Annotated in this window: 11 protein-coding genes; all 11 read left to right on the forward strand. The window is 36.8% G+C overall.

The features are described from left to right. The first annotated feature begins 7 nt into the window (after positions 1-7). The 11 genes from rlmN (at position 8) to ACPDG9_RS09560 (ending at position 14,061) form a co-directional block, all read left to right on the forward strand. Entirely contained in the window at positions 8-1,048 is a 1,041-nt protein-coding gene (rlmN, locus tag ACPDG9_RS09510; protein ID WP_430527523.1) for a 23S rRNA (adenine(2503)-C(2))-methyltransferase RlmN, read from the forward strand. A 98-nt stretch (positions 1,049-1,146) separates the two neighbouring features. Then, positions 1,147-2,127 (forward strand): polyprenyl synthetase family protein, encoded by a 981-nt coding sequence (locus ACPDG9_RS09515; RefSeq protein WP_430527524.1) that lies wholly within the window; start codon positions 1,147-1,149, stop codon positions 2,125-2,127. 647 nt (positions 2,128-2,774) lie between these two features. Next, positions 2,775-3,347, forward strand: coding sequence for an RNA polymerase sigma factor (locus ACPDG9_RS09520; protein ID WP_430527525.1), 573 nt, complete (start codon positions 2,775-2,777; stop codon positions 3,345-3,347). Then, entirely contained in the window at positions 3,329-3,982 is a 654-nt protein-coding gene (locus ACPDG9_RS09525) for a hypothetical protein (protein ID WP_430527526.1), read from the forward strand. Before ACPDG9_RS09520 ends, ACPDG9_RS09525 begins: the two co-directional genes overlap by 19 nt. Next, the gene (locus ACPDG9_RS09530; protein WP_430527527.1) at positions 3,972-5,120 is read left to right on the forward strand and encodes a hypothetical protein; all 1,149 of its coding nucleotides are present in this window, start codon (positions 3,972-3,974) and stop codon (positions 5,118-5,120) included. The genes ACPDG9_RS09525 and ACPDG9_RS09530 overlap by 11 nt, the downstream gene beginning before the upstream one ends. Positions 5,121-5,132: 12 nt before the next feature. After that, positions 5,133-6,335 (forward strand): hypothetical protein, encoded by a 1,203-nt coding sequence (locus tag ACPDG9_RS09535; protein WP_430527528.1) that lies wholly within the window; start codon positions 5,133-5,135, stop codon positions 6,333-6,335. A gap of 76 nt (positions 6,336-6,411) precedes the next feature. Beyond that, complete coding sequence (dnaG, locus tag ACPDG9_RS09540) at positions 6,412-8,385, forward strand: DNA primase (protein ID WP_430527529.1); 1,974 nt, start codon at positions 6,412-6,414, stop codon at positions 8,383-8,385. Positions 8,386-8,891: 506 nt separating this feature from the next. Further along, on the forward strand, positions 8,892-10,301 hold the full coding sequence (gene aspA / locus ACPDG9_RS09545) for an aspartate ammonia-lyase (RefSeq protein WP_430527530.1): 1,410 nt from the start codon (positions 8,892-8,894) through the stop codon (positions 10,299-10,301). Positions 10,302-10,320: 19 nt separating this feature from the next. Beyond that, entirely contained in the window at positions 10,321-11,391 is a 1,071-nt protein-coding gene (locus ACPDG9_RS09550) for a type II asparaginase (RefSeq protein WP_430527531.1), read from the forward strand. A gap of 117 nt (positions 11,392-11,508) precedes the next feature. Next, the gene (locus ACPDG9_RS09555) at positions 11,509-12,861 is read left to right on the forward strand and encodes an anaerobic C4-dicarboxylate transporter family protein (protein ID WP_430527532.1); all 1,353 of its coding nucleotides are present in this window, start codon (positions 11,509-11,511) and stop codon (positions 12,859-12,861) included. 27 nt (positions 12,862-12,888) lie between these two features. Continuing rightward, complete coding sequence (locus tag ACPDG9_RS09560) at positions 12,889-14,061, forward strand: porin (RefSeq protein ID WP_430527533.1); 1,173 nt, start codon at positions 12,889-12,891, stop codon at positions 14,059-14,061. Positions 14,062-15,480: the final 1,419 nt, after the last annotated feature.

Consider the following 15,480-nt stretch of genomic DNA (forward strand, 5'->3'; position numbering starts at 1 on the left):
TTGCAGCATGCAAGTAGAGAAAAAAGATATACGTAGTTTATCGAAAGAACAATTGAGAGATTTTTTTGTTTCTCAAGGGGATAAATCATTTAGAGGGAATCAGGTGTACGAGTGGTTGTGGAGTAAAGGTGCTCATTCTTTTGAGGATATGAGCAATCTATCGAAAGCTACCCGTCAAATGTTGGAAGATCATTTTGTGATTAATCACATTCGCGTCGATAATATGCAAATTAGTTCGGATGGAACAATTAAAAACGGAGTAAAACTACACGATGGATTAATCGTGGAATCTGTTTTGATCCCTACCGAAACCCGTACTACGGCTTGTGTCTCTTCTCAAGTGGGGTGTAGTTTAGATTGTGAGTTTTGTGCTACAGCTAAACTGAAACGCATGCGCAATTTAAACCCAGATGAAATATATGATCAGGTTTTAACCATTGATCAACAGAGTCGACAAAATCACGGTCGTCCTTTGTCCAATATCGTTTTTATGGGGATGGGCGAACCGTTAATGAATTACAATAACGTACAAGCTGCGATTGATAAGATTACCTCAGAAGAAGGACTGGGAATGTCGCCAAAACGCATTACTGTTTCTACATCTGGAATTCCAAAAATGATCCGCAAATTAGCAGATGATCAAGTGAAATTTAAACTAGCAGTTTCTCTGCACTCTGCTATCGAAGAAACGCGTAATCGAATCATGCCTTTCTCTAAGAGTTTTCCATTGACAGACTTACGAGATGCACTACAATATTGGTATAGCAAAACAAAAAGTAGAATTACTTTTGAATATGTGGTTTGGAAAGGGATTAACGATGACAAAGCATCGATTGATGCACTAGTGAAGTTCTGTAAACAAATGCCGAGTAAAGTTAACCTAATCGAATACAATCCTATTGATGACGGGGAATTCCAACAGGCAGATGATCAGGCAATTACTAATTATATTAAAGCATTGGAAAGCAACGATATTACCGTAGTCGTAAGACGCAGTCGTGGGAAAGATATTGATGCCGCTTGTGGGCAATTAGCGAATAAATCATAACAATATAGAAAACAAATAAGGATAGTCTGTCTTTTTTGTTCACTAGATATTGCGTATAGTTGTGTACTATGACATAAAAAGTCATAAATTTGTTTGTCATGAATATTGTACAGCAAATACAGGAACCAATTAAGGTTGAAATGGAACTTTTTGAAAAGAAGTTCCACAAATCCATGGCTACCAAAGTAGCCTTACTAAATCGAATTACCTACTACATTGTAAACCGCAAGGGAAAACAAATGCGACCGATGTTTGTTTTTCTCGTTGCGAAAATGGTCTGTGAAGATGGAGCTAATGAACGTACGTATCGAGGAGCATCGGTTATTGAATTGATTCATACCGCTACCTTGGTCCACGATGATGTAGTGGATGACAGTAATAAACGCCGAGGATTCTTTTCTTTAAATGCCTTGTGGAAAAATAAAATCGCCGTTTTGGTTGGCGATTATTTACTTTCCAAAGGATTACTACTCTCTATTGACAACGGAGATTTTGATTTGTTGCGCATTATTTCAGTGGCTGTGCGTGAAATGAGCGAAGGAGAACTATTGCAAATTGAAAAAGCGAGGCGTTTAGATATTACAGAAGAGGTTTACTATGAAATTATTCGCCAAAAAACAGCTACGCTTATTGCTGCTTGTTGTTCTTTAGGTGCCGCCTCTGTACAACCTGATAATGTAGCACTCATTGAGAAAATGCGCAAATTCGGGGAAGTTATAGGTATGGCGTTTCAAATTAAGGACGACTTGTTTGACTATACAGATGGACCTATTGGAAAACCAACGGGGATCGATATCAAAGAACAAAAAATGACCTTGCCTTTAATTTATGCCCTTAATACCGCCACAAAAGAAAAGAGAAAGTGGCTCATTAATTCCGTAAAAAATCACAATGAAGACAAGCGCCGTGTAAAAGAGGTGATTGATTATGTCAAAGCGGTTGGCGGATTAACGTATGCGAGTAAAAAAATGATTGACTATCAACAAGAAGCTTTAACCTTACTCGAGGATTTTCCTGCTTCTCCTTTTAAAGAAGCCTTAATTACGATGGTTAATTACGTAATTGAACGTAAAAAATAAAAAATTCAACTCGAAGACCAACCTTTGTTGAATGGGAACGTCTACTAAAAAGGAAGATTCTACGTACTAAATAGCTGACGATAGTGGAGTAGGGGTACAGGAAGTATACATTACCCTTTTTTTAGATACGCATGATATTGGCTTAAAATCCAATAAAATAAAATAGTATTAACATTCGAATAGAAAAATGTTAGTTTGATTTTTGGAAATTTGCTTAGAATTGGCGTATCTTACATCAAGTCTAACCAACTATGAATAAAAGATAGGTCAAAAATCATTTATTCTCATTTAAGTTAATTCGTAACCTAATTGAACGAAGAATTTTTATGTTGGTTGTAGCAGTATAACCAACTCATTTTAAATTGTACAGAAAGCCCCAAATTTGGGGCTTTCTTGTTTTTATATTCTATTCAAGTTGAGGTTTTCTTACCGGAATAAAAAAAAGTATTTTTTTTCCAACCTTTTCCAACCTTCTTGCGTCTATGTAATAGATCAACCAATACATCAGCCATTATGAAAGGATTATTATTACTTATCGTTAGCTTGCTGCAAATCATCTGGACATTCGTCTCTCTTGATTTATCTTAAATTATAAAAAAAATGATTTTATAATTTATATTTTTTGAAATTAGCAAAGCCAAATTCAAATGAAATTGATACGATTATATCCTAAAAAAGTAGAAGACTACATTGATGATCTCCGAAAGGAGAAGCGAACTGCTCAACAAGAGGTATACCAACTGTTGTCGGGGAAGATGTTGAGCGTCTGTAGACAATACATCCTAGATATTCACTATGCTGAGGATGTAATGGTTTCTGCTTTTATGAAAGTGTTTACAAGCATGAGTAAATACGAAAATAAAGGGAGTTTCGAAGGTTGGATTCGGCGCATTATGGTCAATGAGTCCATTTCTTTTTTACGTACTCAAAAGCAATTAGCGTATTTTGATGAGCAGTGGATCAACCCAGTTGAAGAAATTGAAACGTACGACTGTGATCTTTCACTTGAGGATATTCAACGCCTGATCGATCAACTACCCGATGGATGTAAAACAATTTTCAATCTCTATGTCGTAGAAGGGTATAAACATCAAGAAATTGCAAAAATGCTTCAAGTAACTGAAGGAACATCCAAGTCACAACTAGCACAGGCGAGAAAACTGTTACAACAACAATTAGCAACCTTAAAAAATCAAGGCATATGGAATGGCGTAAAATAGAACAAGAGTGGAAAGAGAAACTGGAGGGACGTACAATAACTCCTTCAGCGAATGCATGGGATCAATTGGCCAACCAGTTAGATCGTCAAGAAAAGAAGACCAGCAAAAGAATTTATTATAAGTGGATGGCTATCGCTTCTTGTTTGGTCGTTGGTGGTATTCTTGGGGTGCTTTTCTTAAAGACTGAACCAGTGCTACAACCCACCACTCCAGATTTTACGGGAGAAGAATACTATGTCGTGACAGAGGAGGAACAGGTAAAAGAAGTGCGGCTAAAAGCAGAAGAAAGTAAAGCAGAAGAAAGTAAAGCAGGGTTGAATCAAAAGAAAGAAGAAGTACTACCCGTGAGAACAACACAACGTCTTGCGCTACAACAAGAAGTACTTGAATTGGCAGAACGCGGAAGTGAAGTGAAGATTCCGGTACAAGTAGATCTTGAGGTAATGGACTCCGTGGGGCTTAAAGAACAATGGAAAAACAGTGAACCAACGCGAGTTATCGTCAACAGTACCAAACTCCTTCAACAAGTAGAAGGAGAAATCGAGGTAGAGTATAGGGATACAAAAATGAAAAAATTTATAGAATTTACGAAGAAGGCAGTCGTAGATATATCAGATAGTAGATATGAGAAATAAGATAAAATGCACCATAGCTTGTTTAGCACTTTTGGGAATAACCACAGGGTATGCTCAAATTAGAATAGAACGAGAAGGACAAACGATAGAGGAGAACGAAAAACTCTCCAAAGCAACGGACCAATCGCTGAAAAAATTTGATTATAAAGTAAGTCGTATCGCCGTTGATATACAAAATGCAACAGTCAAAGAAAAAGAGCAATTGCGCATTCGGGTGGATTCGATCAATAATCTCATTGAGGCGAACAGCATGACCGAAGCAGAAGGCCAAGTTTTAAAAGCCAAGTTTGCCCAAGAGGCCTCTATTCGAATTGAAAATGAAGCGACGCGTATGCAAGATAGCCTAACGCAAGCTATTCAAAATCAGGTAAATTATGCCATGAGAAGTGGGGAATATCTCAAAGTAGCGGATACAACCAAAAGAGTAGCAACCATCTTGATTGGAAAATCATTTGATAGTCAGGGGAAAGAAGTTAAACTAAGTAGCGAAAAGCGAACAAGCTTGCGCTTCGGATTGATATATGGAATAAGCAATGTCGCAACAGAGGGGGCTTTTGCTAATTCAGAGATGCGTTATATTCCGTCCAACTTTGTTCAAGGAGGAATTTTCTTGAAGACCCGATTGATGAAAAATGATAATGCCTGGTATTTGCGCTATGGGATTGGATGGCAATTGAGTAACTTGAAACCAACAGGACATCGTTATTTTACAGTCGAAAATGATGAAACGATCTTAGTTCATCACGAAAAAAACTTAACTAAATCTCGTTTATCTGTTCGCAGTATTCAATTTCCTGCCTTTCTGGAATTTGATTTGAGTAAACCTAAAGTGGATGAAAAAACAGGAAAAAAATACTTTATTAGTGAAGATTCTTGGCGTTTTGGAATCGGAGGTTTTATCAATCTTGTTGCAAATGACAGTAGAGGTAATCAAATCTACCGTTATAATGAGGATGGCGTTGCCTACCGTGTGGATGAAAAAGGAGATTTAGGGTTTAATAAAGTGCGTTATGGTATGGGAGCTTTTGTCGCCTATGGTTCTTGGGGTATACACTTCCAGTATGAAGTAACTCCTTTGTTTAAAAATAACAGTGTAAAACAAAATATGTGGTCGTTGGGAATACGCACCGATATCTAAAAGAAACTAAAAATGAATCAAGTAATCCAAAATAAACTGATATCCCTCTTCTTTCTTTTCGGACTAAGCGGGTGTATGTATGCACAATCCAACATATTGAAGGGGACTGTCATGGATAGTCAATCCAAAATGGGAATTGAAGGTGTTACGATAAGTACAGCTGAAGGAAATAACTTTACAATTACCAATAGCGAAGGCGACTTTCTACTTTCAATTGATGAACAGGTAGATTCCGTCTGGTTTAGCCATAGAAACTATGCGTTAAAAGAGGTAAGTACTAAAGCTGCCATGTTGATTGAACTAGAGGTAATTAGCCAAGAGCTAGAGGAAATTGTTGTTTGGGATAAATCCTTTTTCAAGCCTTTTGATCAAGCATTAGAAAGGGCGAAAAAAATTGTTGAAAAGGGTGACGTGTATCAAACTTATGTGCGAGCATTTAATCTAGTGAATAATGATTTCAGTAATGTAGCGGATGGTCTTGTTGATTTTTATATTGAAAAACCCTATAAGAATCCTCAAGTTGAGGTTAAACAAAATAGGGTGCTTATTTCTGCTGCTGATGTAAGCAGTGAGGATGATTTAGCTGAGATGTTCAATGTTTTGAATTTGGAGGGAGTATCTCATTCTTTGGCGGGTAAAAGAAGAATAATGGAACTTCAAAAAATTATTAAGCGGGAGAAGGACTACGAATATACAGTGAAAAAGCAAAAGGGAATTCAAGGGGAAGATACCTTTGTAATTGCGTTTCGCCCCAAAGAAAATTTAAGAGGTTGGGAATATTATGAAGGGTATATGATATTTACTGCGGATCAGCAATATCTAATGGAGTATCGGTATGACTTCGCGGAAAGCTATAGACAAAATAGGGCAGTACTTCCTATGATTTTTGCGAAGATGGTGTTCAATACACTAGAATATCATGTAATATATCGCAAACATTTGGAGGATTATCGTTTATCTTATATTGGCATTACTACTAATTTAGATATAGATAGTAAATTATTTGGCAATAACAACATAGCCACTGTGGAAGAGCTTGTTGTAGATGCTGTCATAAAGAATACAAATCCTCCTACTACTGGAGCAAAGGGCATGGATCTTTTTAAACGTCATAGCAAGTATCAAACGGAGTTTTGGAAAAATAGAAATATTCGATTACTTACCACAAATGAGGAAGCAATTCTTCGAGTACTAGAAGAAAGAAGTCAACCTTAATCCTATACCAAGAGAAAAGAAGTTGTTTTATTATAAAGCAACTTCTTTTTTTATCTTTGTGGATCAAATGTAACCTATGATTTCCAAAAATACCATTGATACCGTTTTCGATACTGCTCGTGTAGAGGAGGTCATTGGCGATTTCGTTAATTTAAAGAAAGCAGGAGCAAACTACAGAGGGTTGAGTCCTTTCGTCAACGAAAAGACACCGTCTTTTATGGTGTCTCCAGTCAAGCAAATTTGGAAAGACTTTAGTTCAGGCAAAGGAGGGAACGCTATTACCTTCTTGATGGAACACGAACATTTCTCTTATCCAGAGGCCATCCGTTATCTCGCAAAGAAATACGGCATTGAAATTGAAGAAACGGAACAAACGGACGCAGAGAAAGAACAGTTGAATGAAAAAGAAAGTATGTTCATCGTTTCGGAGTTTGCTAAGAGCTACTTTGAAGACACGTTAACCAATTCGGAAGAAGGAAGAGCCATCGGATTATCGTATTTTAAAGAGAGAGGATTTACTACCGATACAATTAAAGCCTTCGGGCTGGGATATTCCCCCAATAAGTGGGATGCCTTTACGGAAGAAGCCCTTAAAAAAGGATACTCGCTCGACTATCTAGAAAAAACAGGGCTGACAATTGTGAAAGAAGACAAGCGTTTTGACCGTTTTAAAGGACGCGTCATGTTTCCCATCCAAAGTATGTCTGGCCGTGTTTTGGGATTTGGAGGGCGTATTCTCACCAATGATAAAAAAGCAGCGAAATACCTCAATTCACCCGAAAGTGATATTTACCACAAAAGTAAGGTGCTTTATGGAATTTCACATGCCAAGCAAGAAATCGCCAAAAAAGACAACTGTTTCTTAGTAGAAGGTTACACGGATGTTATTCAAATGCACCAAACAGGGGTGAAAAACGTGGTTGCCTCTTCGGGTACTGCCTTGACACCAGATCAAATACGATTAATTAGTCGATTGACGCAAAACATTACGATGCTTTTTGATGGAGACGCGGCGGGAATTAGAGCGTCTTTTAGAGGAGTAGATTTAATTCTGGAAGCGGGAATGAACGTGCGTATTTGTCCCTTACCTGATGGAGAAGATCCCGATAGCTTTGCGCGTAAACATACCTTAGAAGAATTAGAAACGTATTTCGAAGCGCATTCAACCGATTTTATTCGCTTTAAAGCGAATGCGCTCATGGAGGATTCCAAAGGCGATCCTATTAAAAAAGCAGAGATTATTCGCGATATGGTAACGAGTATTTCTAAAATACCCGATCCCATTAAAAGAGAAATCTATATTCAAGAGTGTTCTCGCATTATGGATATCTCCGAAGAGGTCATCTTTACTTCGCTCGCGCAAATTAACAAAAAGGAAGTAGCCGAAGCCAATAAGAAGTTTGTTCAAGAGAACAAGCAAATGGAGGTGGTTCACGTTGAAAAGAAAGAAGAAGTTGCGGTTGATGCTTTATTTCTTTTAGAACAGCGTATTATAGAAATCTTGTTGCTTTATGGTAATGAAGAAGAACAGTTTGTTGAACTTGTGTTTGAAACCAATGAAGACGACGAAATTGTCGAAGTTGAACACAAAATCGTACAAAAAGTTTACGAGAGAATCTATTTGAGCTTACAAGAAGACGAAGTACAACTAACCAATCCGATTTTCAAGCAATTGTATACGGATATTATGAACTATTTTCACAACAATACGTGGAGCCTAGAAGATTACCTCAAGCGATTAGATAGCGAATTGTCCGGACAGGTGACGAGTATACTCATGGAAGAAGAAAAAGAAAGTCTTCATAAGTGGGAAACACAAAATATATTTGTCAAGCAAAAAAAGGATGGGATTGCACAGTACGTTACAGAAACGATTTTAACCTTGCGTATGCATTTGGTTAATTCAATTATCGAAAAGTATAAAAGTAAATTGGGAGATGTAGAACAAGAACGCGCGTTTGAAATACTCGGAATTATTATCGATTACTCCACATTAATGAATACATTTTCTAAGCGATTGGGGCAAGTGACCACGCGATTTAGATTATAAGATAAACCTCATTTATTTAAATGGGGTTTTTTTGTCGCTTTTTTTTACAAGATGTGAATCAATTGGATCAATAAAAAGTGAATAAGATACCGATACTACATCAATTCTCTTTTTTTTGTTTCCTGTTAAGTAAAAGAATTCAACTAATAGCAAATTATGATTTTTTTTTAAAATACAACGGGTTGTTTGTGAGTTTAATGTTGTTTATTTATATATTTGTGTAGTTATTTTTAGGTTTTTTAAGATATTGTATGAAATGACACAAATGATGTAAGGATTTTTTAAATACGATCGATTTTGTTAAGGAGGTTTACGTGTTTTTGTTGTGATTTTTTTATGAAAAAGAAGGAGGTCTCTATAATATATGAAAAATATTTAAAATAAAGAGGGGGTTTTTGTCATATTCTAATTTTTTTTCTAGCATTACTTTTGAAGTATAAAAACAAAATAAAACGCAAGTGCAACAAAAGCAGGCGTATAGTATAAAATAAAAAATTTTTAAGCATATGAAAGATACAAGGAGAGAACACGACTTTTTAGGTGAATTAGATATTCCTAATGATAAATATTACGGTATTCAAACATTCCGTGCTGTTGAGAATTTTAATATTACGGGTCTTACCCTTAATCACGAAAAAGGATTAATTAAAGCCTTAGGTGAAGTAAAAAAAGCGGCTGCTCTAGCCAATAAAGATTGTGGTGTCTTGGATTCAAAGATCGCAGATGCGATTTGCTTCGCTTGTGATCAAGTAATTGCAGGAAAATACGACGACCAATTTGTGAGTGATTTAATTCAAGGTGGAGCGGGGACGTCTGTAAACATGAATGCAAATGAAGTAATTGCCAATGTTGCATTGGAACACTTAGGACATAAAAAAGGAGAGTATCAATTTGTACACCCCAATAATCACGTAAACTGCTCTCAATCCACCAATGATGCATATCCAACTGCATTTAGATTAGCTTTATACTACAAATTAGAGGGATTTTGTACAATTATTGCAGAGTTGCAAAAAGCATTTGCTGCAAAAGGAGAACAATTTAAAAGTGTACTTAAAATGGGACGTACACAGTTGCAAGATGCTGTTCCAATGACCTTAGGTCAAGAGTTTTGCGCATTTGCTACCACGGTAGGAGAGGATTTATTGCGTTTGCGTGAAGCACAGCGCTTAATCTTAGAAGTGAATATGGGAGCAACAGCGATCGGAACAAAAGTAAATGCACCAGAAGCTTATCCTGAATTATGTGTACAGTATTTAGCGAAAGAAACAGGCTTACCTTTAGTATTATCACCTGATTTAATCGAAGCAACAAGTGATACAGGTGCCTATGTACAAATCATGGGAACTATTAAACGCGCAGCAATTAAGATTTCAAAAATATGTAATGATTTGCGTTTGTTAAGTTCGGGTCCTCGTACAGGGTTCAATGAAATTAACCTTCCTGCTCGCCAACCAGGATCGTCTATTATGCCGGGAAAAGTAAATCCTGTTATTCCAGAAGTGGTCAATCAAACTTGTTTTTATGTCATCGGACAAGATTTAACACTGACGATGGCTGCTGAAGCAGGACAGTTGCAACTCAACGTAATGGAACCTGTTATCGGATTTGCATTATTCACTTCACTTGAATATTTAGGTAATAGCTTGAATACCTTGATCGAAAAATGTATCGTTGGTATTACAGCAAACGAAGAACACTGTGCGAACTTAGTGATGAACAGTATAGGTATCGTGACGCAATTAAATCCAATTTTAGGATACGAGGCTTGTGCAAGTGTGGCTGGAGAAGCTCTATTATCAGGAAAAAGTGTCCACCAAATTGTTGTAGAGGAAAGAAAATTAATCACACAACAAAAATGGGATGAGGTTTACTCATTAGAGAACTTGATTCACCCAAAACTAATTGTGTCCTAAACTAAAATCACATCATAATATGAAAAAGATCTTAAGTATGTTGGTTGTTTGTTTACTTGTTTTTCAAGCACAAGCACAAAACAAAAAAAATAGTACAGGGGAGCAAGATTTGCCCCGTGTAATTATTCTAGCAACGGGAGGAACAATCGCAGGAGCTGGTGAGTCATCAACAAAGGCAGCTTATACTGCGGGTAAAGTACCCATTGATGATTTGTTGAATGCAGTTCCACAAATGCACAATATCGCTAAAATTAAAGGCGAGCAAATTGCGCAGATTGGAAGTCAAGATATGAATGTAGATACTTGGTTAAAACTGAGTAACCGCATCAATGAAATTTTTGAGAAAAATGAAGCGGAGGGTGTTGTTGTAACGCATGGAACAGATACACAAGAAGAAACAGCGTATTTCTTAGAGTTAACAGTAAAGTCTGCAAAACCAGTTGTATTAGTAGGAGCGATGAGACCTTCCACAGCTATGAGTCAAGATGGTAACCGTAACTTGTTAGATGCAGTTATGGTAGCAGCCTCTCCTAATAGTAAAGACGTTGGTGTTGTTACAGCAATGAATGAAGAAGTCTATGCAGCAAGAGATGTAACAAAAACCGTTACAACGAATATCGCAACGTTTAAGTCGAGAAATTTTGGACCTATTGGACTAATTTATGACGGAAAAGTCAATTACTACTATAAAACACTGCGTTCACCAGAACAAAAGTTTGATGTCAAAGGCTTAACGAAACTTCCTCAAGTAGAAATTGTATACGGCTATGCAGATGCAAGTCCAAGAGCGGTTAACGCGGCAATTGATGAAGGAGTAAAGGGAATTGTCTATGCAGGAATGGGAAATGGAAATTTCAATGCGCCTGTTGGAGAAGCTTTAGAAAAAGCAGCTAAAAAGGGAATTGCAGTTTGTAGATCGGCTCGTGCAGGCTCTGGAAGAGTCACTTTATTTAATGAAGTCGACGATAAAGCACTAGGATTTGTTGTCGCAGATGATTTAAATCCGCAGAAAGCTCGTGTTTTATTGATGTTAGCCTTAACGAAAACGAGTAATCAACAAGAATTACAAGATATATTCTTTAAGTATTAAATCCTGTTGAGTACATCAGAAGGAGTAAATGAAAAGGGGAGCGTATAGAACAAGTTTTTTTTGTTCGCTCCTTTTTTTGTACCAAATGATGAGCTTGATGACCTTAAATCGAATGTTATGTTATTGATTCAGTTTGCAATTTTAATTGCTATGATATTAATCGGTTCCCAAATGAAGGGAATTGGATTAGGTGTGATGGGAATGGTCGGATTACTTATTTTTGTCTTTGTTTTTAATATGAAACCTGGCGATCCACCCATTGATGTTATGTTAGTGATTATGGCTATTGTAACCACAGCCGCAACCTTACAAGCGTGTGGTGGATTAGATTATCTTGTGCGATTGGCAGAGAAAGTCATCCGCAGTAACCCTTCTAATATTGTGTTTATTGCGCCTTTTACGGTGTACTTCTTCTGTTTGTTTGCAGGAACCGCGCACTTATTATACTCCTTATTACCTATTATTGCTGAGGTAGCAACCAAAAAGAGAATTAGACCTGAACGTCCATTAAGTGTGTCGGTGATCGCCTCTCACTTAGCGATAACAGGAAGCCCAATGAGTGCTGCTACAGCTGCCTTTGCAGGAGCGAGTATCTTGGCCTATCCAGGAGCGTTAATTGACATTATGAAAATCTGTATTCCCGCCTGTTTAATTGGAATATTGATTACCTGTTTAGTTGTATTGCGTAAAGGAAAAGAATTGAAAGATGATCCAATCTTTCTCGAAAAAATGAAAGATCCTGAATTCGCGAAAAGTTTAGATGCGGATGAAGATGCCTGCGGAAACCAAATTCCTTTGAAAAAAGGAGCAAAAATATCAGTTGTGATATTTGCTATTGCTGTACTATTGATTGTTGTTGCTGGTGCTTTTCCACACCTACTTCCTCAGTTTGAACCGGGAGAAGCTAGTTTAGTTGTAAAAGCAAATGGCGAATTACAAATGGTAAGTGTAATTAGTATGATCACGCTTACTGCTTCTGCATTAATGATGCTGATCACCAAAACAAGCGCAATAAGCGTAACCAAAGTAAGTTTGTTTTCATCGATGGCAACTGCAGTTGTTTCTGTTTTTGGAGTAGTTTGGATGAGTGCTACTTTCATGGCACATAACGAAGTTGCAATTAAAGGCTTTTTGAGTGATGTCGTATCCTTATATCCTTGGACGTTTGCCATTGCTGTATTTATACTCGGTGCACTAATGTTCAGCCAGGCTGCAACTACCAAAACAATGATGCCTTTAGGTATGGCTTTAGGCGTTTCTAACCCTGCTTTGATCGCTATTTTCCCTGCGGTAAACTCTGATTTTGTGCTACCAGGTTACCCAACTTTGTTAGCCGCAATCAACTTCGATCGAACAGGTAGTACTAAAATTGGAAAATTCGTGGTGAACCACAGTTTTATGATTCCCGGATTAGTGGCCGTTACAGTGGCGATAGCTGCAGGTTTCTTACTCGGTTCTGTCTTACTGTAAAGTGACCCCCCCTTAACTATTTATGCTATGAAAAAAATAATATTGTTTATCGCATTCGTTGTGCAAGTAAGTATCTTTGCACAAGAAACACAGACAAGTAATGACACGATTTCTAAACCTTTACTACCCGTAGAGAAAATTGATCTGTTGAAAAACGTAGATATGATCTTTAATATGCGTTTTGCCAATGACAACATTTTTCACGATGGTAAATTTCAAGAGTCCTCCTTTAGCAATAATCAATTTAGATTAGAGATTAAAGGTAAAATTCACGAGAAAGTTTATTTTAGATTTAGAGATCGCTATACGAAAAGTACGGACCCAGGGAGTCGTGATAACATTAGTAGATCAACCGATATGGCATTTATTGGTGTAACCTTATCCCCAAAAACACAATTAAATCTTGGTAAGATGAGTGCGGATTGGGGAGGATTCGAATTCGACCTGAATCCAATTGATATCTTAGAGTATAACGATATCCTCGAATATGCAGATAACTTCCTTACAGGAGTAGGAGTAACTCATCAAGTTTCCCAAAATCACTCTTTCGGTTTGCAAGTCCTCAATTCACGCGTTTCAGATTTTGAAGACGTATATAAAGGACAAATGCCAGAAGGCATTGAAAAAGCAAAAGCTCCAATGGCTATTGTAACAAATTGGAGAGGTAGTTTTTTCGGAGGAAAATTTGAAACAATCTATAGTTATAGCTACTTTCAAGAAGCAAAGAATAGAGGAATGAACTACTATTCACTTGGAAATAAATACCAAGAGGGCCGCTTTAAATTGATGTATGACTTTAAATATAGTAATGAAGGATTAGATCGAAAAGGAATTATCACCGGAATGATCCCTGGAGAAGGTGTAGTAGCACAACAAAACGTATCTTATTTAGAAAACTGGATGAAGGCAGAATACCTTATTACACCAAAAGTAAATGTAACGCTGACACTAATGAATAATAATGCCTATGCGAAAAACCTAGTTTCAGAAAATAGCGGAGTAAGTCATATCCGTTCTAGCTATGGATTTATTCCAACAGTAGAGTATTTACCATTTAAAAATATGAATATTCGTTTCTATGCTTCTTATGTCGGTAGATATTACAATTATTCAAGCTACGCTAAAGAACACTTAGGACAAGAAAACTACAATACGGGTAGATTAAGCGTTGGGTTTATTGCGCCGTTATTGATTTTTTAATGACTATAGTTTGATGTTGATACAAAAAAGGAGAGCGGAAGCTCTCCTTTTTTGTTCGTCGTTCGTTGTAGCGATTATCGTTTAAAGAGAACACTTCCTTATTTAGAAGAATCTACCGATACCTCCTAACAGATCACAGATCACTTTTTGTCGTTCGTTGTAGAGATTATTATTTAAAGAGCACACCTTCCTTATTATAGAAAAATCTACCGATACCTCCTAACAGATCACGGATCGCTTTTTGTCGTTCGTTGTAGCGATTATCGTTTAAAGAGAACACTTCCTTATTTTAGAAAAATTGACCGATACCTCCTAACAGATCACAGATCACTTTTTGTTGTTCGTCGTAGAGATTATCGTTTAAAGAGAACACTTCCTTATTTTAGAAGAATCTACCGATACCTCCTAACAGATCACAGATCACTTTTTGTTGTTCGTCGTAGAGATTATCGTTTAAAGAGAACACTTCCTTATTTTCAGAAAAATTGACCGATACCTCCTAACAGATCAGTGATAGCTCCCAACAAACAACAAACAACCGACAAAAAATCTAAGATAACCTTAAATAAGAGTTTAGTGTAGCTTATCTCCGAGGTACCTTAATGATGAATCCATGGTGAGTCCATAGTGCGTGTATTAAAACAGCTATTTTAATGGACGCACTATGGACTCACTATGGACGCACTATGGACTCACCCCTTATAAAACATAAACAATCTCGTTCTACTATAAGTACAGTTAATCGATTCTATTTTCTCTTTATATAATAGGCGTATTTTTCTTTTGCTTGATGCAGTAAACAACAAACGACAAACAACTCTTAAAACTCCCAATCCACCGATACCTCATAACTGATATCTCATAACTGATATCTCATAACTGATACCTCATAACTGATACCTCATAACTGATACCTCATAACTGATACCTCATAACTGATATCTCATAACTGATATCTCATAACTGATAACAGATCACTTCCAACGAACAAAAAAACTTTAGTGTGTAACAGCTGTTATACTAGTGAGTTGCGCTTAAACTGAAAAATACTTTTCAAAAAAGGCGATAAATAATTTGGAAGTGGTGAAAAAGGTACTACTTTTGCATCCGCATTAAACAAGCAGACGTTCATATAAAAGCAGTAGAAAAGACTTTAGATTAGTTCAGCAATATTTTTAAAAAATAAATTTGGATAATCGAAATAAAGAGTCTTATCTTTGCAGTCCGCTTCAGTAAAAGCTGGGGATTGGCGAAAGAGAGAAAATTTTTTTTCTCAAAAAAGCTTTGCTAATTCAAAAAAGTTTTTTACTTTTGCACTCGCTTTGAAAAACAAGTGAGCTTAAGAAACGATCATAGACATATTGGACAACAGCATACGAAAAAAGAGAGTAAGGTGATTTAGAATCACGAAATAAACTA

The organism is Myroides sp. C6-3 (assembly GCF_050522425.1).
Lineage (GTDB): Bacteria > Bacteroidota > Bacteroidia > Flavobacteriales > Flavobacteriaceae > Flavobacterium.

Coding starts and splice junctions, on each gene's coding strand:
- ACPDG9_RS09555 (WP_430527532.1), top strand. CDS start 11,509: ATGTTATTGATTCAGTTTGCAATTTTAATTGCTATGATATTAATCGGT.
- ACPDG9_RS09560 (WP_430527533.1), top strand. CDS start 12,889: ATGAAAAAAATAATATTGTTTATCGCATTCGTTGTGCAAGTAAGTATC.
- dnaG (WP_430527529.1), top strand. CDS start 6,412: ATGATTTCCAAAAATACCATTGATACCGTTTTCGATACTGCTCGTGTA.
- ACPDG9_RS09535 (WP_430527528.1), top strand. CDS start 5,133: ATGAATCAAGTAATCCAAAATAAACTGATATCCCTCTTCTTTCTTTTC.
- ACPDG9_RS09515 (WP_430527524.1), top strand. CDS start 1,147: ATGAATATTGTACAGCAAATACAGGAACCAATTAAGGTTGAAATGGAA.
- ACPDG9_RS09530 (WP_430527527.1), top strand. CDS start 3,972: ATGAGAAATAAGATAAAATGCACCATAGCTTGTTTAGCACTTTTGGGA.
- ACPDG9_RS09525 (WP_430527526.1), top strand. CDS start 3,329: ATGGAATGGCGTAAAATAGAACAAGAGTGGAAAGAGAAACTGGAGGGA.
- rlmN (WP_430527523.1), top strand. CDS start 8: ATGCAAGTAGAGAAAAAAGATATACGTAGTTTATCGAAAGAACAATTG.
- aspA (WP_430527530.1), top strand. CDS start 8,892: ATGAAAGATACAAGGAGAGAACACGACTTTTTAGGTGAATTAGATATT.
- ACPDG9_RS09520 (WP_430527525.1), top strand. CDS start 2,775: ATGAAATTGATACGATTATATCCTAAAAAAGTAGAAGACTACATTGAT.
- ACPDG9_RS09550 (WP_430527531.1), top strand. CDS start 10,321: ATGAAAAAGATCTTAAGTATGTTGGTTGTTTGTTTACTTGTTTTTCAA.